The sequence below is a fragment of the Roseicyclus sp. genome, assembly GCF_965662675.1.
Classification (GTDB): Bacteria; Pseudomonadota; Alphaproteobacteria; order Rhodobacterales; family Rhodobacteraceae; genus Roseicyclus.
In genome coordinates, this window is sequence record NZ_CBFIIK010000039.1 from 1 (window position 1) to 20442 (window position 20442).

General features: G+C 63.7%; 23 protein-coding genes. 10 read left to right on the plus strand and 13 right to left on the minus strand.

The features are described from left to right. The 6 genes from ACTG4J_RS07925 to ACTG4J_RS07950 form a co-directional block, all read right to left on the minus strand. Positions 1-906, minus strand: a 906-nt coding sequence (locus ACTG4J_RS07925) for a threonine aldolase family protein (protein WP_439138522.1), incomplete at its 3' end; no start/stop codon positions are given. Then, complete coding sequence (locus ACTG4J_RS07930) at positions 903-1349, minus strand: YcgN family cysteine cluster protein (protein ID WP_439138524.1); 447 nt, start codon at positions 1347-1349, stop codon at positions 903-905. The genes ACTG4J_RS07930 and ACTG4J_RS07925, both read right to left, overlap by 4 nt. After that, positions 1346-2272: a bifunctional riboflavin kinase/FAD synthetase gene (locus ACTG4J_RS07935; protein WP_439138526.1), complete on the minus strand. Its 927-nt coding sequence runs from the start codon at positions 2270-2272 to the stop codon at positions 1346-1348. Before ACTG4J_RS07935 ends, ACTG4J_RS07930 begins: the two co-directional genes overlap by 4 nt. 46 nt (positions 2273-2318) lie before the next feature. Then, the gene (locus tag ACTG4J_RS07940; protein WP_439138528.1) at positions 2319-2762 is read right to left on the minus strand and encodes a MaoC family dehydratase; all 444 of its coding nucleotides are present in this window, start codon (positions 2760-2762) and stop codon (positions 2319-2321) included. A gap of 213 nt (positions 2763-2975) precedes the next feature. Then, the gene (locus tag ACTG4J_RS07945) at positions 2976-3848 is read right to left on the minus strand and encodes a TIGR01459 family HAD-type hydrolase (RefSeq protein WP_439138529.1); all 873 of its coding nucleotides are present in this window, start codon (positions 3846-3848) and stop codon (positions 2976-2978) included. Between the two features lie 112 nt (positions 3849-3960). Continuing rightward, positions 3961-4884, minus strand: a complete 924-nt coding sequence (locus ACTG4J_RS07950; protein ID WP_439138530.1) for a manganese-dependent inorganic pyrophosphatase — start codon at positions 4882-4884, stop codon at positions 3961-3963. 231 nt (positions 4885-5115) lie between these two features. On the opposite strand from ACTG4J_RS07950, the gene ACTG4J_RS07955 reads away from it, so the two are divergent. The 5 genes from ACTG4J_RS07955 (at position 5116) to ACTG4J_RS07975 (ending at position 10073) form a co-directional block, all read left to right on the plus strand. Then, positions 5116-5403, plus strand: coding sequence for a co-chaperone GroES (locus ACTG4J_RS07955; RefSeq protein ID WP_439138532.1), 288 nt, complete (start codon positions 5116-5118; stop codon positions 5401-5403). A gap of 66 nt (positions 5404-5469) precedes the next feature. Beyond that, positions 5470-7113: a chaperonin GroEL gene (gene groL / locus ACTG4J_RS07960; RefSeq protein WP_439138534.1), complete on the plus strand. Its 1644-nt coding sequence runs from the start codon at positions 5470-5472 to the stop codon at positions 7111-7113. Positions 7114-7214: 101 nt separating this feature from the next. Continuing rightward, positions 7215-8084 carry an NAD(P)-dependent oxidoreductase gene (locus ACTG4J_RS07965; protein WP_439138536.1) on the plus strand — a complete coding sequence of 290 codons (870 nt, stop codon included), beginning with the start codon at positions 7215-7217 and terminating at the stop codon, positions 8082-8084. Next, positions 8077-9210 carry an alpha-D-ribose 1-methylphosphonate 5-triphosphate diphosphatase gene (locus ACTG4J_RS07970; protein ID WP_439138538.1) on the plus strand — a complete coding sequence of 378 codons (1134 nt, stop codon included), beginning with the start codon at positions 8077-8079 and terminating at the stop codon, positions 9208-9210. The genes ACTG4J_RS07965 and ACTG4J_RS07970 overlap by 8 nt, the downstream gene beginning before the upstream one ends. Next, complete coding sequence (locus ACTG4J_RS07975; protein WP_439138540.1) at positions 9207-10073, plus strand: DMT family transporter; 867 nt, start codon at positions 9207-9209, stop codon at positions 10071-10073. Before ACTG4J_RS07970 ends, ACTG4J_RS07975 begins: the two co-directional genes overlap by 4 nt. Here ACTG4J_RS07975 and ACTG4J_RS07980 read toward each other — a convergent pair. Beyond that, positions 10043-10489: an NUDIX domain-containing protein gene (locus ACTG4J_RS07980; RefSeq protein ID WP_439138541.1), complete on the minus strand. Its 447-nt coding sequence runs from the start codon at positions 10487-10489 to the stop codon at positions 10043-10045. The two genes, ACTG4J_RS07975 and ACTG4J_RS07980, sit on opposite strands and share 31 nt — an antisense overlap. Positions 10490-10642: 153 nt before the next feature. Between ACTG4J_RS07980 and ACTG4J_RS07985 the strand changes: the two genes are divergently transcribed. Beyond that, a complete protein-coding gene (locus ACTG4J_RS07985) occupies positions 10643-11299 on the plus strand; it encodes an esterase/lipase family protein (RefSeq protein ID WP_439138543.1) in 657 nt (218 codons plus the stop codon). A 45-nt stretch (positions 11300-11344) separates the two neighbouring features. Here ACTG4J_RS07985 and ACTG4J_RS07990 read toward each other — a convergent pair whose 3' ends face one another. The 3 genes from ACTG4J_RS07990 to ACTG4J_RS08000 all read right to left on the minus strand — a co-directional run bounded on the left by ACTG4J_RS07990 (position 11345) and on the right by ACTG4J_RS08000 (position 13226). Continuing rightward, positions 11345-12415, minus strand: coding sequence for a 5-(carboxyamino)imidazole ribonucleotide synthase (locus tag ACTG4J_RS07990; RefSeq protein ID WP_439138544.1), 1071 nt, complete (start codon positions 12413-12415; stop codon positions 11345-11347). Beyond that, positions 12408-12905, minus strand: a complete 498-nt coding sequence (gene purE / locus ACTG4J_RS07995) for a 5-(carboxyamino)imidazole ribonucleotide mutase (protein ID WP_439138546.1) — start codon at positions 12903-12905, stop codon at positions 12408-12410. The genes ACTG4J_RS07990 and purE overlap by 8 nt, the downstream gene beginning before the upstream one ends. Positions 12906-12998: 93 nt before the next feature. Further along, positions 12999-13226 (minus strand): YdcH family protein, encoded by a 228-nt coding sequence (locus tag ACTG4J_RS08000; protein ID WP_439138547.1) that lies wholly within the window; start codon positions 13224-13226, stop codon positions 12999-13001. A 178-nt stretch (positions 13227-13404) separates the two neighbouring features. Here ACTG4J_RS08000 and ACTG4J_RS08005 point away from each other — a divergent pair, with 178 nt between their 5' ends. Then, complete coding sequence (locus ACTG4J_RS08005) at positions 13405-13845, plus strand: Hsp20 family protein (protein ID WP_439138549.1); 441 nt, start codon at positions 13405-13407, stop codon at positions 13843-13845. Beyond that, positions 13842-14069: a DUF1150 family protein gene (locus ACTG4J_RS08010; protein WP_439138550.1), complete on the plus strand. Its 228-nt coding sequence runs from the start codon at positions 13842-13844 to the stop codon at positions 14067-14069. Before ACTG4J_RS08005 ends, ACTG4J_RS08010 begins: the two co-directional genes overlap by 4 nt. Positions 14070-14129: 60 nt before the next feature. On the opposite strand, the gene ACTG4J_RS08015 is transcribed toward ACTG4J_RS08010, so the two are convergent. After that, complete coding sequence (locus ACTG4J_RS08015; RefSeq protein WP_439138552.1) at positions 14130-15788, minus strand: NAD+ synthase; 1659 nt, start codon at positions 15786-15788, stop codon at positions 14130-14132. 176 nt (positions 15789-15964) lie between these two features. Between ACTG4J_RS08015 and ACTG4J_RS08020 the strand changes: the two genes are divergently transcribed. Continuing rightward, complete coding sequence (locus ACTG4J_RS08020) at positions 15965-17455, plus strand: MORN repeat-containing protein (RefSeq protein ID WP_439138554.1); 1491 nt, start codon at positions 15965-15967, stop codon at positions 17453-17455. A gap of 63 nt (positions 17456-17518) precedes the next feature. Here ACTG4J_RS08020 and ACTG4J_RS08025 read toward each other — a convergent pair whose 3' ends face one another. Next, positions 17519-18400 carry an NAD(P)H-binding protein gene (locus ACTG4J_RS08025; protein ID WP_439138555.1) on the minus strand — a complete coding sequence of 294 codons (882 nt, stop codon included), beginning with the start codon at positions 18398-18400 and terminating at the stop codon, positions 17519-17521. Positions 18401-18505: 105 nt separating this feature from the next. Here ACTG4J_RS08025 and ACTG4J_RS08030 point away from each other — a divergent pair, with 105 nt between their 5' ends. Beyond that, a complete protein-coding gene (locus ACTG4J_RS08030) occupies positions 18506-18889 on the plus strand; it encodes a winged helix-turn-helix transcriptional regulator (protein WP_439138557.1) in 384 nt (127 codons plus the stop codon). Between the two features lie 4 nt (positions 18890-18893). Here the strand turns inward: ACTG4J_RS08030 and ACTG4J_RS08035 are convergent. After that, positions 18894-20442: bifunctional sulfate adenylyltransferase/adenylylsulfate kinase (locus ACTG4J_RS08035; RefSeq protein ID WP_439138559.1), on the minus strand; the 1549-nt coding region annotated here is incomplete at its 5' end.

Below are 20442 nucleotides of genomic sequence, written 5' to 3' on the forward strand. Positions count from 1 at the left end.
AAAGGCGCGAGCATGTGCTGCGCGCGGCAGGTCGATAAAGGCCAGATTGCCCGCCGCAGGGTGACACAGCGCTGCCCCTTCGACCCGCGCCAAACCCTGCACCAGCTGCGCCATCCGCGCATTGGCGGATGCGGCCATCTCTAGCCATAGCCCGCCCTCGCAATAGGGCCGCATTTGCCCCGAGAGGTAGCGATGCTTGGAAAACAGATGCCCGCCGCGCTTGCGGCGCAGTTCCAGTTCGCGGCCATGTGCGGCATCGAAGAACACGACCGCCTCTACCCCCATGCAACCATTCTTGGTACCGCCAAAGCTGACCGCGTCGATGCCCGCCTTCCATGTCATCTCGGCTGGGCTGCATCCCAACGCGGCGCAGGCATTGGCAAAGCGCGCCCCATCGAGATGCGTGGCCAGCCTATGCTTGCGCGCCACCGCGGTGATCGCCCCGATCTCGGCAAGGCTGTAGGCCGTGCCGCGCTCGGTGATGTTGGTGATCGTCACGGGCCCCGGTTGCGCGCCATGCACACCGCGCGCCTGGCACTGCTGGATCGCCGCCTCCAACCCCTCGGGGGTGATCTTACCATCGGCCCCGTCGATCAGGATCGTCTTGGCCCCGGAATAGAAATCCGGTGCGCCGCACTCATCCTCCTCGACATGGGCGGTGCGGTGGCAAAAGACGCCGTCCCATGGCTTGGCAAGACAGGCCAGCGCCAGCGCATTAGCGACGCTGCCCGTCGCCACGAATTCCACCGCCGCCCCGGGCGCCTCGAACAGCGCGCGCACCGCGTCACGCGCGGCCCCGGTCGTCGCATCATTGCCATAGGGCATGGCGTAGCCGTCATTCGCCGCCACCACCGCGTCCATTATTTTGGGGTGGACCGGCCCGGTATTGTCGCTGGCGAACATCATGTGCCCGGCTCCTCGATGATATAGTCTTCCCATTCCTCTTCGGGCACCTCGAATTCCGGCACCGTCAGGCCGCGCATGCTGATGCCCGCGCGATGCACCGTTTCGGGGTCGCCCGAGACGAGCGGATGCCACCATGACAGCGGCTTGCCCTCATGCAACAGCCGATAGGCGCAGGTCTGGGGCATGAAATAGGCCACATCCGCCATTGTCCGTGGCGTCAGCTGGATGCATTCGGGCACAAGCGTCTTGCGGATCGCATATTGCCCGCAGCGGCAGCTGTCATCATCGAGCAAGCGACAGGCCACCCGCGTCAGCGCCACCTCGCCGGTTTCTTCATCTTCCAGCTTGTTGAGGCAGCATTTGCCGCAGCCGTCGCACAACGCCTCCCATTCCGCGGGCGTCATGCGGTCCATCGGTATACGCTCCCAGAAGCGGTCCCTCATGTCACATCCAAGGCCGCACGCGCCGCCATGCTATCGCGATCCATTTGCGCGATCAGCGGGTCAAGCCCATCAAAGCGCATCTCGCCGCGCAGATAGGCCACCAGACCCACCGACAGCGCACAGCCATAAAGATCGCCCGAGAAATCGAACAAGAATGTCTCGAGATTGGGCGTCTCGCGCATGAACATCGGCCGAATGCCAAGGTTTGCGACGCCGCGATAGGTGCCTTGATGCGGACCATCCAGCACATCGACCAGCACCGCATAGACGCCGAGTTTTGGCACATGTAGCCCGTCCAGCGACATATTCGCGGTCGGATAGCCCAAAACGCGCCCGCGTTTGTCGCCATGCAGCACCGGCCCCTCGATCCTGTGCCAATGGCCCAGCATCTCGGCCGCCTCGCGGGGCTGGCCTGCGCTCAGCGCGGCCCGGATCGCGGTTGAGGAAACGGCGCCCGCCTCGGCGGTCAGCAAATCCGCGATGGTGACCTCGAAACCAAAGCGCGCGCCGAAATCGCGCAACATCTGCGCGGTCCCGCTGCGCCCTTTGCCGAAACAGAAATCCGCCCCGACGACCACATGGCTCAACCCCAATCCCTGCGCCAGGATATCATGGGCGAAGGCCTCGGCAGACAGGCCTGCAAGACCTGCTCCAAAAGGCAATTCGGCCAAGATTTCGACGCCCAGCTTTTCCAGCCGATGCGCACGCGCGCCCGCATTCATCAGTCGAAACGGGGGGGCGTCGGGGGCGAAATATTCGCGCGGATGCGGCTCGAATGTGACCACGCCCAAGGGCGCCCCGGACCGCCGGGCCAGATCGATCACATGGCAATGCCCACGATGGACGCCATCGAAATTCCCGATGGCCGCCGATGCGCCGCGATCTTGCGGGCGGGTGTATTGTGGGTCACGCAAAATCCGCATGGGGCTTGGCGTAGCCGCCCCCGCGATGATGCGCAAGCACTGCCCGTCAGTCGAACTTTCGCGAGGGGGCCAAGACCACGGCCTCACCCTTCAGCACCACGGTCGTGCCGACCTTGCAATGGGTGGCCAGCGTCACACGGCGGCGGCTATGGTCGATCTCGGTCACCTCGACCTCGGCGTGAACCATGTCACCGGGGCGCACCGGCGCCATGAATTTCAAAGTCTGGCCCAGATAGACCGTGCCATGCCCCGGCAATTGCTCGCCGATTACCGCCGAGATCAGCCCCGCAGTCAGCATGCCATGCGCAATTCGCCCCTCGAAAATCGTGTCGCGGGCATAATCATCGTCTAGATGCACCGGGTTATGATCGGTAGAGACCTGCGCGAACAGTGCGATATCCTGATCGGTCACCATTTTTTGAAGCGACCGCTTCATCCCGATCTCGAGATCTTCGATGACGATGGTGCCGGTTGTGATGTTGTCGAGCATGAGCGGCGACTCCTACGATACGCCATCCTCATAGCTTGCCCTGACGTATTCTGCAATGCAGAAAGAAATAATGAGAAAAAAATTACCAACCTGTCGCAACTATATTGCGTGTCAATTTTTCATCTGTCTTTGCTTAACAAATACTCCCGGGGGGTGCGGGGGGACAGCGTCCCCCCGCGGGTCGGCGCGCAGCGCGCGGCGACACATGATCATTCAGCGCAGCATGCCGATGGTATAGCCCGGTTCCATCTGCGCCCCGGTCAAGAACCGCGCCAGCAGGGCGGGGTCGGGCTGTTGCGCGGTGCCCGTTTCCTCGCGGGCTAGCCCGCCAGAGATGAACAAGGTGTCGATATTCTCGCCCATCCCGCCCTGCACATCGGTGAAAATACCATCCCCCACCGCCAAGATGCGCGCATCGCCGATATCGCGCCCCAGCTGCGCCAACCGCCGCCGTGCCAGATCATAGATCGGCGGATGCGGCTTGCCGAAATACAGGCTCTCGCCCCCCATCTCGGTATAAAGCTGGGCCAGTGCTCCCGCGCACCATTCCCGTGTTTCGCCGCGATCGACGACGATATCGGGGTTGGCACAAAGCAGTTTCAGCCCGCGCGTCTTGGCCAACAGGAACGCGGGCCGCATCACCGATGGGTCGGCCTGCGAATCGAAGGGGCCAGTGCAAACGATGCCCTCGGCCTCATCCAAGCTCACCCGCGTAATGGGTGCGGGATTGTCCAACATCTGCATCGGCTCGAAGAAAGATCCGTCCTGCGGCTCGCCGATATGCCAGACCTTGTGGCCCACCACGCCGTCGAACATCGCTGCGCGCGCGCTGTCGCCCGAGGTGGCGATGACATCATAGCAGTCCTCAGGCACGCCGATGCGGGCAAGCTGACGCGCGACCGAGGCGCGGGGCCGGGGTGAATTGGTGACCAATACCACCGTGCCGCCCTGCGCCTTGTAGGTTTGCAAGGCCGCGACCGCCGCGGGAAAGGCGCGAAGCCCATCATGAACGCAGCCCCACAAATCGCAAAACAGCGCATCATAATGCGTGGAAATCTCGGCAAGGCTTTCGATGATGCGGGTCATGGGCGGCTCCTGTTTCGTGTCGCGTCACCCATACGACAGCGCATGCGCTACGGCCAGCCATGCGCTGCGAAAAGGGGCGGCACCATCGGGCCGCCCCGAAAAGTCGCCTGCCTCAGAGGGCGAGGTTAGGGATGATCTGCTTCTTACGGCTCATGATGCCGGGCAAAACCACCATGTCGCCCCCGGCCGCATCCGCCCCAAAGCTTTTCGCCGCGATCTGTGCCACCAGATCATTGGGCACCAATAGTGTCGCCTCTTCGCGCAGGATATCGACGACGAATAACAGCACTTGATCGGCACCATCTTCGGCGGCGACCTTTGGCATGGCGGCCATCAGCGCATCCTTGCGCGCAAGCACCGTGCCCGGCGATGTGGTTTCCAGCACGCTCACGCGAAACTGCTTGCCGCCCACTTCGTATTCCTTGCTGTCCATGCGCAAAAGTTCCGCCTCGGAAAAGGCCGACACATCAGATTTGGCCGCGAACATCTCAGCGGCATAGCCCGGAATGTCGATGCCCAAATCAGCGGCCAGTGCCTCGGCCACGGTGCGATCTTCAGGCGTGGTGGTTGGCGAGCGGAATTCCAGCGTATCGGACAAGATGCAGGTCAGGATCGTGGCCTTGATCCAATCGGGCGCGCGGGTCATGTCGGCGCCGATCATCTTGTGCATGATGGTGGCGGTGCAGGCCAAGGGCTCCATCCGGATCGCGATCGGCCCCTTGGTTTCCAAGCCGCCCACCAGCTTGTGATGGTCGATAATCGCGGTGATATCGGCGTCGTTGATGCCTTCGGGCAATTCGGCGGGGTTGTTGGTGTCGACGATCACGACCTTTTGGCCCGCATCCACGCCCGCGATGATCCGCGGCTTGGGCAGATCCCAGTGCGCCAGCAAGAAAGCGGCCTCGGTATTCGGCTCGCCCAACAACACCGCCTCGGCCGCCTCGCCCATGATCTCGTTGAGATACCAAGCCCAGATGATCGGCGAGCCGGTGGAATCGGTGTCTGGCGATTTGTGGCCGAATACGAGCGTTGTCATGATGTCCTCTTGAAGCGACTGCCGCGAAAAATTGCGGCCCTCATAGCTTTGGCTTAGCCGCTTGTCACGGGGCAGTCGGTCGCGGCATGCGCGATTTGCCGTTGGGTGCATTTTTACGCGCTGTGCCCGTTGACTCCCCGCTTGCCCCTTCTTATCTGCCCGGTGTTGGCACTCGCCCAAGGTGAGTGCCAACGCTTGAGATAAACCGAACCCGAGAGGAGAGTTCGAGAGATGGCATTCAAACCGCTGCATGACCGTGTGCTGGTCCGCCGCATCCAGTCCGATGAAAAGACCAAGGGTGGTCTGATCATTCCCGACAGCGCCAAGGAAAAGCCCTCCGAAGGCGAAGTGATCGCTTGCGGCCCGGGCGCGCGCAAGGACTCCGGCGAGCTGATCGAAATGGCCGTGAAGGCCGGTGATCGTATCTTGTTCGGCAAATGGTCGGGCACAGAAGTCACCATCGACGGCGAAGAGCTGCTGATCATGAAGGAATCGGACATCCTCGGCGTCACCGCCTGAGCATGAGGGCGCAGCTGCGCCCGCTTCCGTTCCAAACATTCAACGATATTCCAAGGAGAGCCCACAATGGCTGCTAAGGACGTCAAATTCTCGACCGATGCCCGCAACCGCATGCTGCGCGGCGTCAACATTCTGGCCGATGCCGTCAAGGTGACGCTCGGCCCCAAGGGCCGTAACGTCGTGATCGAAAAATCCTTCGGCGCGCCCCGCATCACCAAGGACGGTGTGTCTGTCGCCAAGGAAATCGAACTGGAAGACAAGTTCGAGAACATGGGCGCGCAGATGGTCAAGGAAGTCGCCTCGCGCACCAATGACGAGGCCGGCGACGGCACCACCACCGCGACGGTTCTGGCGCAAGCCATCGTCAAGGAAGGCATGAAGTCGGTCGCGGCTGGCATGAACCCGATGGACCTCAAGCGCGGTATCGATCTGGCCGTGTCCAAGGTCATCGACCATATCAAGACCTCCTCGCGCGCTGTTGCAGACAGCGACGAAGTTGCCCAGGTCGGCACCATTTCGGCCAATGGCGAATCGCAGATCGGTCGCATGATCGCAGACGCGATGCAGAAGGTCGGCAATGACGGTGTCATCACCGTCGAAGAGAACAAGGGCCTCGAGACCGACGTCGAAGTCGTCGAAGGCATGCAGTTCGACCGTGGCTACCTCTCGCCCTATTTCGTCACCAATGCCGACAAGATGACCGTCGAGCTGGAAGACGTGCTGATCCTGCTGCACGAGAAGAAGCTTTCTTCGCTGCAGCCGATGGTCCCCCTGCTCGAGACCGTGATCCAGTCGGGCAAGCCGCTGTTGATCATCTCGGAAGATGTCGAAGGCGAAGCGCTGGCGACCCTCGTGGTCAACAAGCTGCGTGGCGGCCTGAAGATCGCCGCTGTCAAGGCACCTGGCTTTGGTGATCGCCGCAAGGCCATGCTGCAGGACATCGCGATCCTGACCGGTGGTCAGGTGATTTCGGAAGACCTCGGCATGAAGCTGGAAAGCGTCACGCTCGACATGCTGGGCCGCGCCAAGAAAGTCGTCATCAAGAAAGACGACACCACCATCGTCGATGGTGCCGGCGAAAAGGCCGAGATCGAAGCGCGCGTTTCACAGATCCGCGCCCAGATCGAGGAAACAACCAGCGATTACGATCGTGAAAAGCTGCAGGAACGTGTGGCCAAGCTGGCGGGCGGCGTTGCCGTCATCCGCGTGGGTGGCATGTCCGAAATCGAAGTGAAAGAGCGCAAGGACCGCGTTGATGACGCGCTCAATGCAACCCGTGCAGCCGTGCAAGAAGGCATCGTCGTCGGCGGTGGTGTTGCGCTGGTTCAGGGCGCCAAGGCGCTTGATGGCGTCAAGGGCGACAACCCCGATCAAGATGCAGGCGTCACCATCGTGCGCCGCGCACTCGAAGCGCCGCTGCGCCAGATCGCCGATAACGCAGGCGTCGACGGTTCCGTCGTTGCCGGCAAGATCCGCGAATCCAAGGATCTCAAGTTCGGCTTCAATGCGCAGACCGAAGAATATGGTGACATGTTCAAGTTCGGCGTGATCGACCCCGCAAAGGTCGTGCGCACGGCGCTTCAGGATGCGGCCTCGGTCGCTGGCCTGTTGATCACCACCGAAGCGATGGTGGCCGACAAGCCCAAGAAAGAAGAAGCCGGCGGCATGCCCGACATGGGCGGCATGGGCGGCATGGGCGGCATGATGTAATCGCACCGCGATTTGCATGATCGAAAGGGGCCGCGCTTTGCGGCCCCTTTTGTTTGTGGCCCGGCCTTGGTTGTTCCTGCCCGGCCTGCATGGCATGGTCCATGCGCATAGCTTTGGGGGTGATGATGGATCGGATCGGTGTCGTCGGCTTGGGCCGGATGGGAAGCGCAATCGCCACGCGTTTCGCCGATCAAGGCGTTGCCGTCACCGGCTGGACTCGGAGTGGGCGCAGCGTTGACGATGTTGAAAGCGTCCCAGATCTTTTCTCACTGGTCGCGCGTGCCGATATCATTGTCTTGAGCTTGTTCGATGATGCAGCGGTCGGCGAAACCCTTGCCGCACTGCTTGCCTGCCCGCTTGCGGGAAAACTCGTCATCGACACCAGCACCATCGTGCCAGGCACCCTTTTGCGCTATGCCGCCGAGATTGAAGCGGCAGGCGCGCATTTGTCCGATGCGCCGATTTCGGGAGGCCCCGAGATGGTCGCAAGCGGGTCTTGCGGGATATTCATCGGCGGCTGCCATGCCGCTGTGGAACGCGCACAGGCTGCGCTTGCGCCGCTGTCGGGGCGGATTTTTCATGTCGGCCCGCTTGGCACCGGCCTTGTGATGAAGTCGATCAACAACGCGATGCTGCAAAGCTATTTCGCGGGTCTGGCCGAACAGATGCGCGTCGCCCGCCAAGCTGGTCTGTCGTTGGAGATGGCGCTGACGATCCTGAGCGGCGGCCCGGCGGGTGCGCCGGCGCTGGCGGATCGGATGCCGCGCATCTTGGGCCATGACGGCAGTGTCGGCTTTCCCATTCGTGGTGCGGCCAAAGATAATGCCGTCTTCCGCCGCGTCGCCGCCGAAGCGGGCGTCGCCACGCCCACGCTCGATGCGGCAAGCGCGATGATCGCGGCGGCCATCGACGCCGGTCTGGCCGAGGCCGATATCGGCGCCTTGATCGCGATGGCCTATGCGGATGCCTGATTTGCCGCCGTTGCGCCTTACCGGTGCCGAGATCTTGTATGATGATCCGCGCTGCCGCGACGCGATCAGCATCGCCGATGGGATGATCGCCGATGGCGGCGGGCGCGCGATCGATCTGTCGGGCTTTCGCATCCTGCCCGGCATCATCGACCTGCATGGCGACGGGTTCGAGCGGCATATGGCGCCTCGCCGTGGTGCGGTCGACAGCCCGGCGGCGGGTCTGGCAGGGCTCGATGCTGAATGCGCGGCAAGCGGGATCACCACCGCCGTGCTGGCCCAATTCTGGAGCTGGGAGGGTGGCATGCGCAGCCCCGATTTCGCCCAATCCCTTGCCCAAGCTTTACAAGGCGCCGAAACCCTGACCGCGATGCATCTGCAATTGCGGGTCGAGACACATATGATCGACACGATGGATGCGATGCTCGATCTGGTGCGGCGCGCTAGGATTTCCTTTGTCGTGTGGAACGACCACCTCCCGCATAAGCATCTGGCGGCAGGCAAGCGCCCCCCCGGCCTGACAGGTCAGGCGTTGAAAGCCGGTCGCGCGCCCGAGGATCACGCCAAGCTGCTCGCGGCGTTGCACGCCAATGGGCCAAAGCTGGATGCGGTCCTCGGCCCTGTGGCGGCCAGGCTTGCGGCCCTTGGCGTGCGCATGGGCAGTCATGATGACAATACGGCAACGGATCGCGCGCGGTTTCGCGCGCTCGGCGCCGATTTGTGCGAATTCCCTGAGACCCCGGCGGCAGCCGCCGCCGCCAAGGCGGCCGGTGAGCCGGTGATCATGGGCGCGCCCAACGTGGTGCGCGGCGCCTCGCACAGTGGCAAGATCGCGGCGGAAACCCTGATCGCGGCGGGCCATGTCGATGCGCTGGTGTCGGATTACCACTATCCGACCTTGGCGCGCGCGGCGGTGAAGCTGGCGGCGCGCATCGGGTGGTCGGCGGCATGGGGGCTGGTCTCGTCAGGCCCCGCGCGGGTCATGGGATGGCAAGATCGCGGGCGCATCGCGCCGGGCCTGCGCGCCGATCTGGTGATCATGGACGGCCAAGGCCGGATCTGCGGTACCATCGCGGGCGGGCGGGTGTCGCATCTATCCGGCGCGCTGGCCGCGCGGATGCTGGCATGAAGCTGATCGGCCTGAGCGTGCTGGTGATGGTGGCTTTTGCCGCCAATTCGGTGCTGAACCGGGCGGCCGTCGGCACGGGCCAGATCGGCGCGCTGGATTTCGCGCTATTGCGCGCCGTGGCGGGGGCGGTGGTATTGGTCGTGCTGATCCGCCTGCGCGGCGGGTCCGTGCCGCTCTTGGAACCGCGCCGCGTCTTGGGCGGGGTGATGCTGTCCACATATCTGATCGGTTTTTCACTGGCCTATCTGGCCATGGATGCAGGGCTTGGCGCGCTGATCTTGTTCGGCGGCGTGCAGGTCACGATGTTCGCGGGCGCGCTTGTTTCGGGCGAGTGGCCACCGCTGCGGCGCTGGGCCGGCGCCGGGCTGGCCCTTGCGGGGTTGGTCTGGCTCGTCTGGCCGGGGGCGGGTGCCACCGCACCGCTATGGGCGGTGGCTGCGATGGCGGCGGCGGCGCTGGGCTGGGGCATCTATTCGCTAATCGGGCGCGGCTCGGCCGATCCATTGGGCGATACGGGCGCGGCCTTTGTCTGGGCCACGGTCTTGGGGTTTGCGGCGGTGTTGGTGCAGACAGGCGGCAGCATGGTCAATGACGCGACGTGGCAGGGCATGGCATTGGCCGTGATCTCGGGCGCTGTCACATCGGGTTTGGGCTATGCGCTGTGGTATCGGGTCTTGCCGCGCATCGGCGCATCGGTCGCGGGGCTGATGCAGTTATCGGTGCCGGTGATCGCGGGCTTGGGCGGTGCGCTTTTGTTGGCCGAGACACCGACGCGCGCGATGATCTTGGCCGGTGCCGTGGTGCTGGGCGGCATCGGTTGGGGCCTCTGGCCTCAGCGCACCAAGGGCTCGAGCGGGTCGTAGAGCAGGCTTTCGCCCCATGCAGCATCGGGCAGGCTGTCGGGCTTGTAGCGGTAGCGGTGCATGTCGCCCCGCGCGATCAGATGGCGCTCTGTCACGATGCCCTCGGGATCGGTCCAGGGGGCGAGCGGATCGCCCGCGAGCAGCGTGACACGAAAGTAAATGTCGACCTGATGAAAATCATGGCCCGGCGCGTGGAACTCATTGACCAGACAGGGTGCGCCCACGGCGATGTTCAGGCCGGTTTCCTCAAAGAATTCGCGGATCAGATTGTCGTGCAGTGAGCTGTGCAATTCGACCCCGCCACCCGGCGCGCACAAGAGATCGCTTTTGCCCCCGCCCCATGCATTCACCAGAAGCAGGCGGTCATCGATCAGCAAAAGGCCGCGAACGGCAAGGCGGGGGCGGGGTGCGGTCATGGCGCGCAGACTGGCCTTTGGCGCGCGCGGGGGCAATCCCCCCTCGCAGTGCGGCCCGCGCGCCCCTATCTTGGGGTGATGCGATGGTGTGCCCCGATTTTTATCTGTTTGCTTTTCTGTGCCGCCCCGGTGCGCGCGGCAGATTGCGTAATCTTGCTGCATGGTTTGGCGCGCAGCGAGGCCTCGCTTTTGTTGATCGAAGAGATGCTGGAGGCCGAGGGTTATCAGGTGGTCAATCGCGGCTATCCATCGCGGCGCGCCTCGATCGCGGAGTTGGCCCCTTTGGCCTTGCTGCCCGCATTCGCGCGCTGCGAAGGGCGGCGTGTGCATGTGGTGACCCATTCGATGGGCGGCATCTTGCTGCGCTACTGGCTTGCCTTTCATCGGACCGGCAATTTGGGCCGGGTGGTGATGCTGGCCCCACCCAATGCGGGATCGGAACTGGTCGATGTACTTGGCCCGCTTGAGGCGTTCGAATGGATCAACGGCCCCGCGGGGATGCAGCTTGGCACCGGTGCGGAGGATTTGCCGAACCGCTTGCCGCCCGTTGATTTCGATCTCGGCGTGATTGCGGGTAATCAATCGCTCAACCCGGTCTATTCCGCGATGATCCCCGGCGATGATGATGGCAAGGTCGCGGTCGACAGCACCCGCGTGGCGGGGATGGCCGATCACATCGTGCTGCCGGTCACCCATACGTTCATGATGAACAACCCGCTGGTCATCGCACAGGTGATGGCCTTTTTGCGCGAAGGGCGCTTCGACCGCGAGTTGAGCTATATCGAGGCGATCGAGCGGATCATCGAATAGCGCGCGGGAAGGTGCGTATTTGAAGAAAGGTGAAGGCGAAGCGCCTTAGGCAGGGCCGGTCACGCGGTTGATATGGCCCATCTTGCGGCCCGGCCTTGTGTCTGATTTGCCGTAAAGATGGATCTGGACGCCAGCCTCGCCCGCAAGCGCGAAGACGCGGTCGACATCCTCACCGATCAGGTTCTCCATCACCACATTGGCATGGCGCGCGCCATTGCCCAAGGGCCAGCCGGTGATCGCGCGGATATGCTGTTCGAACTGATCGACGGCGCAGCCCGCTTGGGTCCAATGGCCGGAATTATGCACGCGCGGCGCGATTTCGTTCACGACGAGGCCGGCTTGCGTGACGAACAACTCCACCCCCATCACGCCCACATAATCAAGTGCTGTCAGGATGCGCGAGGCGATCAACACCGCATCCGTGCGCAGCTTGAGCGGTAAGTTGGCGGGAACCGTCGTTGTGGCCAAGATGCCATCGGTATGGACGTTTTCGCCCGGATCATAGGCGCTGACGCTGCCATCGCGACCACGCGCGGCGATGACGCTGATCTCGCGCGAGAAGCGCACGAAGCCCTCGGCGATGGCGGGTGCGCCTTGCAGGCTTGCGAGCGCGGCGGGGCCATCGGCGGGTGTCATCACCCGCGCCTGACCCTTGCCATCATAGCCAAAGCGACGCGTTTTCAAGATCGCGGGCGTGCCTGTCGCGTCCAGCGCAGCCTCCAGATTGGCGGGGCTGTCGATGGGTGCGAAAGGGGCGGTGGTCAGCCCCAGCCCCGCGAGAAAGGTTTTCTCCACCAGCCGGTCCTGGCTGGTTTCCAGCGCGCGGCGGTCGGGGAAAAGCGGCGTGGATTGGGCCAGCACATCGAGGGCGGGGGCGGGGATATTCTCGAACTCGAAGGTGATGAGATCGCAGCTTGCCGCGAAGCGTTCCAGCGCCGCGAGATCGTCATAGGCGCCTTGCGTCCAGGCATGGGCGACATCGGCGGCGGGTGCGTTGCCGGGTTCGTAGATATGGCTGCGGTAGCCCAGCCTTGCCGCGGCCATGGCCAGCATGCGGCCCAGTTGCCCACCGCCGAGAATACCGATCGTGGCGCCGGGCGCGAGGGGCTCAGTCATCGGAGGGTGTCTCGGGGATCGAGGCCGAAAGTGCCGCGCGCCAAGCATCGAGCCGGTCAGCCAAGCCAGCATCCGAGGTGGCCAGGATCGCGGCCGCCATCAGCCCCGCATTGGCCGCGCCCGCCGCCCCGATGGCCATCGTGGCGACGGGGTAGCCCTTGGGCATCTGCACGATGGAATAAAGCGAATCGACGCCTGAGAGGGCCTTGGTCTGCACGGGAACACCGATCACCGGCACCCGCGTTTTCGAGGCCATCATGCCCGGCAGATGCGCCGCACCCCCCGCACCCGCGATGATGACCTTGAGGCCACGGCCCGCCGCCGCCCGGCCATATTCCCACAGCCGATCCGGCGTGCGATGGGCCGAGACGATGCGCGCCTCGTAAGCGACGCCAAGCTCATCGAGGATGGCTGCCGCCTCGCGCATGGTGGGCCAGTCGGATTGACTGCCCATGATGATGCCGACCTCGACATCCGCCTTGTCTGTCATCTGTCGCGCCCTCGCGGCCTTGGAATGAGCGGCGCACTATAGCCGCGCGGCGGCGCGGTGCAATGCGCTGTCGGTTGCAATCGCCCGGCCCGACTAGGCCAGAATATCGGGGATCAATTCATCCTCGATCCGCGCGATCTGATCTTTGAGCATAAGCTTTTGCTTTTTCAGCCGCTTCAACGTCAGTTGGTCGGGGTTGACGGCCGCGTGCAGCGCTTCGATCGCGATGTCCAGATCGCGGTGTTGCCGCTTGAGCACCTCAAGGCGCACACGCAAGACATCTTCGTGGTTCATCGCGGTGGGGCCGGAGGGGGCGTTCATGGTCGGGATTGTCCGATCGCTGGGTCTGTCCTGAGGCTGGACACATCACTCTAGCGCGCGCAATGCGAGCCGCCAAGTCTTGCACAGCGCTCAGCAGCCCCCATATCGTGGTCATGGCACGTCGCCGCAGATGGGGCGCGCCATCACGCAGATCGCTTTTTGCAAGGATGTGCTTTCGATGACGAAATTGAGCCTTGGCGCGCACCCCTTCTTGTTGGGCTTCGACCAATTGGAACGGCTGGTGGAGCGCACCGCCAAATCAGGCAATGAGGGCTACCCGCCCTATAATATCGAACAGATCGGCGAGACCGCCTATCGCATCACGCTGGCCGTTGCCGGCTTTGCCGAGGATGAGCTTTCGATCACCTTGGAGGATCGCCAATTGGTGATCCGCGGGCGACAGATCGACGACAGCGCGGATCGCGTGTTTCTGCATCGCGGAATCGCGGCGCGCCAGTTCCAGCGCAGTTTCGTGCTGGCTGATGGGGTCGAAGTCGCGGGGGCGGTCTTGCAAAACGGACTTTTGCATATCGCCTTGCAGCGTAGCGTTCCCGACAGCGTCGTGCGCAAGATCCAGATCACCGTGGCGACGCCGGATGTGGGGAGGGATGAAAAATGACCAATGATCAAAATACCGACAACATGAACGCCGGACGGATCGTCTATATCCGGCCCATCGCCGTGGCCGATCTGCCCGATGGTCTGCGCGAAAAGGCCAATGGGCTCGAAACGCTTTATGCCATCGGCAGCGAAACCGGCGAGCGGCTTGCGCTGGTGCGCGACCGCGATCTGGCCTTTGATGTCGCGCGCCAGAACGATCTGACGCCTGTCAGCGTGCATTGACAGCCGGGCGCAGCTGCGCCTGAAGGCGGCATCCCTTGGCGCACCGCCGCCGTTGCGTCATCACCCCTCGTCGCGCCAGCGATTGACGATCGGGTAGCGGCGGTCGAGCCAAAAGGCGCGCTCGGTCAGCCGCGCGCCCGGTGCCGACTGGAAGCGCTTGTATTCGCTGATATAAATCAGGCTTTCGATCTTCTTCACCACGGCGCGGTCATGGCCCATGGTCACCAGATCGGCGACCGATGCCTCTTTGTCGATCAGCATCTCGAGGATCTCGTCCAAGACCGGGTAGGGCGGCAGGCTGTCCTCGTCCTTTTGATCCTCGCGCAATTCGGCGCTGGGCGGCTTGTCGATGACGCGGGGTGGTATCACCTCACCGGCAGGGCCTTGCATCCAGTCGAAATGATGGGCGTTGCGCCAGCGGCAGGTTTCGAAGACGCGGGTCTTGTAGAGATCCTTGATCGGGTTGTAGCCCCCCGCCATATCGCCATAGATCGTGGCATAGCCCACCGCGACTTCGGATTTGTTGCCGGTGGTAAGCAGCATCTCGCCGAACTTGTTGCTGAGCGCCATCAACATCACGCCGCGCAGGCGGGATTGGATGTTTTCTTCGGTCAAATCCGGGCTTGTCCCGGCGAAAAGCGGCGCGAGCGTCGCGAGTACCGTGTCATGGGCCGCCCCGATCGACACGGTATCCAAAGCCAGACCGAACCGCGCGGCCACATCGGCGGCATCGTCCAGCGAGCTTTGCGAGGTGAAGCGCGAAGGCAGCATCACGCAGCGCACATTTTCAGGCCCCAACGCATCGGCCGCGATGGCCGCCACCAGCGCGCTGTCGATCCCACCCGACAGCCCCAACAACACACGCGAAAACCCCGCCTTTTTCACGTAATCGCGAAGGCCGATCACCATGACATGGTAATCGGCCTCCCATGCGTCGGGGAGGCTTGCCTTATGGCCCGGCACGGCCTGCCACCCCTCTGGTCCGCCTTCGAAATCGACATGGAACAGGCCCGTGTGAAAGGCGGGCATCTGGTGGGTCAGCACCCCATGCGGGTTCAGCACAAAGCTTGCCCCGTCAAAGATCTGGTCGTCTTGGCCGCCCACGAGGTTCACATAGGCCAAGGGCAAGCCTGTCTCGACCACACGGGCCACCATGATCGCCTGCCGCGTGTCCATCTTGCCCCGGTGATAGGGCGAGCCGTTGGGCACCAGCAAGATCTCGGCCCCGGTCTCGGCCAAGGTCTCGGTCACATCGTCGAACCAAGCATCCTCGCAGATCGGCACGCCGATGCGGACTGGTCCCACCTTGACCGGCCCAGAGGGGTTGCCCGCGTTGTAATAGCGCTTCTCGTCGAACACATTGTAATTGGGCAGATGGTGCTTCATCACCTGCGCCGCGATCTTGCCGCCTTGCAGGATGAAATAGGCGTTGAAGGGCTTGTCCACGCCGGGCAGCGGCGCACCGATGCCGATGGCGGGGCCATCGGCGCAATCTTGCGCCAGTGCGGTCAGGACTGTCTGCACATCGGCGGCAAAGGCGGGTTTGCCGACCAAGTCCTGCAGCTGGTAGCCGGTCAAGAACATCTCGGGAAAAGCCACCATATCCGCGCCTGCAGCCTTGGCTTGCGCCCAAGCGGTCGCAGCCTGCGCGGCATTGCCACGCAGATCGCCCACTGTCGGGTTCAGCTGTGCAAGGCTCAGGCGGAAACGCTCGGCCATGGTGCGCCCTTTCGGATGGTGGCGGGTCTTGTGGGGCACATGTAACAGAAAGCGCCCCGAGGCCAAGGCCATGCCGCATCACCGCGCGCCAAAGCCGTTGCGCCCGTGGCCTTCACCCCGTAACTTCAACGCGCCGAAGCGTGATATCTTCCAAGCCCGAAGGGGGCCGTTCAGCCGTGACCAAGACACTTCCCGCCTTTGCGATCTGCGCCGCCATCTTCTTGGCATCCGCGGCCGCGGCGCAGCAGGCCGACACCATCGTCACCGATATCCAGCAATATGATAATGGCGGCATCTACGAGGGTGAGTTTCGCAACGGCGTGCAGCATGGTCAGGGCACCTATCGCTTGCCCAATGGCTACGAATACAGCGGTACTTGGGTCGATGGCGAAATTCGGGGTCCGGGGCGGGCGGTCTTTCCCGACAGATCGATTTACGAGGGCGAATTTCTTGCCGGCCGCCCGCATGGGGTGGGCAAGATCACCTATGCCGATGGCTCCACCTATGAGGGCGATTGGATCGAGGGGCGCATCGAGGGAAGCGGCACTGCGCTCTACTCCAACGGGTTGAGCTACACGGGCGCATTCGAGAACGGCCAGCATCACGGCCAAGGCATCATCACCGGCCCCGGCGGCTATCGCTATGATGGCATATGGGTCAATGGCGTGATGGAGGGGCAGGGCGCGATCACCTATCCCGATGGCACGACCTATGTGGGTGGCTTCATCGCAGGGCTGCGCGCGGGTACCGGGCGGCTCGAAATGCCCGATGGCGCCACCTATGAGGGCGAATGGGCCGATGGTCAGATCAACGGCACGGGCGTGCTGACCCAATCCAATGGCGATGTCTACACAGGCACACTAGTGGCCGGTCAGCGCGCTGGGCGGGGCAGCGTGCGCTATGCCAATGGCGATATCTACGAGGGCGATTTCGCCAATGATCAGCGCCATGGCAGCGGCACGATCACTGCCGCCGACGGCTTCACCTATACCGGCGAATGGGCCGAGGGGCGCATCCGCGGCAATGGCCGCGTCACCTATCCCGACGGGTCTGTCTACGAGGGCAGCTTTGTCGATGATCTGGCCCACGGCACAGGGACGATCACCTACCCTGACGGGTCGGGCTATGCAGGTGACTGGGTTGAAGGCGTCATTCAAGGCACTGGCACCGCCACCTACGCCAATGGGCTGAGCTATGTCGGCCAGTTCCTCAATGCCCGCCAACATGGTCAAGGGGTCATGACCCATCCCGATGGCTATCGCTACGAGGGCGAGTGGCAAGATGGGTTGCGCCATGGTCAGGGGCGGGCCACCTATGTCGATGGCACCGTCTATGATGGCACCTTCGTCGCGGGCGCGCGCGCGGGCCAAGGGCGGCTGACCATGCCCGCGCCCAACGCGTTTTCCTATGTCGGCGAATGGACCAACGGCGAGATCAACGGCTTTGGTATCGCCACCTATTCCAATGGCGATGTCTATGAGGGCCGCTTTGTCGATGGCCGCCGCGAGGGCGAGGGCACGATGCGCTATGCCAGCGGCGAGGTCTTGCGCGGCACATGGGAAGATGGCCTGCCGACCGAAGGCGCGGCCGTTGATGGCCCCACGCCTGCTGCCGATCCCGACACGACCGAGGCCAATCCCGGCGCCCCCGCCCCACAGCAGCCCTGACAGCGCCGCTTCTTCGTTTCGAAAATATCCCGGGGTCCGGGGCAGCGCCCCGGTCCCGCCTTATCAGCCACGCAGCAGTGCGGCGTTCGCGACCAGCCAAGCCGAAAGGCTTTGTGGCGCGCGCCCCGACAGGCGTTGGATATGGTCCGTGACACGATCCATGCGCCCCTCGCGGGCGGCGCGGTCGGCGCCCACCAGTAGGGCCGCCAGCGGTGCCGGCACACCCGCTCCCGTCAGCGTTGCCTCCAATGCCGCGTCCTCCATCGGCACGACAGCGATGGCGCTGCCCAGTACCGCGTTGATCGCGCCGACCTGTTCGGCCACGCTTTGCGCCTCGGGGCCGGACAGCTCATAGGTGGCGCTGTCGCTCTCGGTCAGCAGCGCACCGGCGGCGGCGGCCGCGTAATCGGCGCGCGCGCCATGAGCGATGCGTCCCTCGCCCGCGGCGGTCAGCTGCGCGCCATGGGCAAGTGCGCTCGGGATGCTCAGCGCGAGATTCTCGAAATACCAGTTGTTGCGCAGGATCGTGTGGTTCATGCCGCTGGCCTTGATCGCCTCTTCGGTGGCCAGATGGTCGGGGGCGAAAAAGATCGGGTGGTCTGCCGTCGGCGCGGGCATCGAGGTATAGACCACATGGGCCACCCCCGCACGGGCCGCGGCGGCGATGGCGGCCAGATGCTGGCGCTGGCGGGTGCCCATCGCGTCGATCGTGTCGGTCGAGATGATCAGAAGCCGTGCAACCCCGGCAAAGGCCGCGTCAAGGCTGGCGGGATCGTCGAAATCCACATGCACAGGCGTGGCGCCCGCGATTTTCAACGCCTCGGGCTTGCGGCTGCCCGCGCGTAGGTCGGTGGCGCCACGCGCGGTGAGTTCGGCCAGAACGAGGCGGCCCAGCGCGCCGCCCGCGCCGGTGATGAGGATGGGGGAATTGCGGTGATCGGTCATGTCTATCTCCAGTCTTGATTCGATTGCTGGTCTCAGTTAGAGACTGCATCGAACCACTGCCAGAGGGCATCTTCACCGCGCATGGTAACACCGGGGGTACCACCCATGACCAACACCACCGATACAGGGCAGGGGCGCATTGCGGATTGGGCCGGCAATCTTGACGCTTGCCCTATTCGGCAAGTGCTGGACCGGATCGGGGATCGCTGGTCCTTGCTTTTGTTGCTGACGTTGAAAGACGCGCCAAAGCGTTTCAACGCGCTGGGCCGTGCGATCCCGGATATCTCTCGGCGAATGCTTTCGACCACGCTCAAATCGCTGGAAGCCGACGGGTTGATCTGGCGGTCGGTTGAGGCGACGACGCCACCCGCGGTCACATACGGGCTGACCTTGCGCGGCCTGTCCCTGATCGCCGCGCTCGCGCCATTGCTCGATTGGGCCGTTGTGCAGACGCCCGCGATCCTTGCGGATCGCAGGCGGGCGGGCTGACGGCTCAGGCCGCGATCAGCCCCATGCTTTCGAGTTTCAACAAGACCTGCTGCGCGCAGTAATCGACATCCATACCTTCGGTATCGACAACCAGCTCGGCGGCGGTCGGCGCCTCATAGGGGTCAGAAATTCCTGTGAATTCCTTGATCTTGCCCTCGCGCGCGAGCTTGTAAAGCCCCTTGCGGTCGCGGCGCTCGCATTCCTCGATGGAGGTCGCAACATGCACCTCGATGAAGGCGCCGAAGGCCTCGATCATCTCGCGCACCGCGCGGCGCGTAGCCGTGTAGGGCGCGATCGGCGCGCAGATTGCGATGCCGCCATTCTTGGTGATTTCACTGGCCACATAGCCGATGCGGCGGATGTTGATGTCGCGGTGTTCCTTGGAAAAGCCAAGCTCAGAGGACAGGTGCTTGCGCACGACATCCCCGTCGAGCAGCGTCACCGGACGCCCGCCTTGTTCCATCAGCTTGACCATGATCGCATTGGCGATGGTCGATTTGCCCGAGCCCGACAGCCCGGTGAAGAACACGGTGAACCCCTGCTGGCTGCGCGGCGGCGAGGTGCGGCGGAGTTCCTTGACCACTTCCGGGAAGGAGAACCATTCCGGGATCTCCAGCCCCTCGCGTAGGCGGCGGCGCAGTTCGGTGCCGGAAATATCGAGGGTCGTATCGCCTTCGGGGACTTCGTTCGCCGGATAATACTGCGCCTTTTCCTGCACATAGACCATGTGTTTGAAATCGACCATCTCCAGCCCGATCTCGGCCTCGTGGGTCTTGAAAAGCTCTTGCGCGTCATAGGGGCCGTAGAAATCCTGCCCCTGGCTGTTCTTGCCCGGGCCCGCGTGGTCACGGCCCACGATGAAATGGGTGCAGCCGTGGTTGCGGCGGATCAGCCCGTGCCAGACGGCCTCGCGCGGGCCGGCCATGCGCATGGCGAGGTTCAGAAGGCTCATGGTGGTGGTCGAGGGCTGATACTTGTCGAGCACCGCCTCGTAGCAGCGGACGCGCGTGAAATGGTCCACGTCGCCGGGCTTGGTCATGCCGACGACCGGATGGATCAGCAAATTCGCCTGCGCTTCCTTGGCGGCGCGGAAGGTCAGTTCCTGATGCGCGCGGTGCAGCGGGTTGCGCGTTTGAAACGCCACGATGCGTCGCCAGCCCAGCTTGCGGAAATAGGCGCGCAGCTCGTTGGGCGTGTCGCGCCGCGCGCGGAAATCGTAATGCACGGGCGGCTGGATGCCGGTGATCGCGCCACCAAGGTAAACCGGTCCCGCGACGTGATGCAGGTAGTTGACCGCCGGGTGCGCCAGATCATCGGCGCCGAAGACCATCTGCGCCTCGCGCGCCTTGTTGGGGATGTATTTGTCGCTGATCGACAAGATCGCGAGGATCACCCCCTCGGCATCGCGCAGCGCGATGTCTTGACCGGGTGCGACCTTGGCGGCGAAATCCTCGGAGATATCGAGCGTGATGGGCATGGGCCACAGCGTGCCATCGGCCAGCCGCATCGTTTCCACGACGCTTTCGTAATCGGCCTGTCCCAAGAACCCCTTC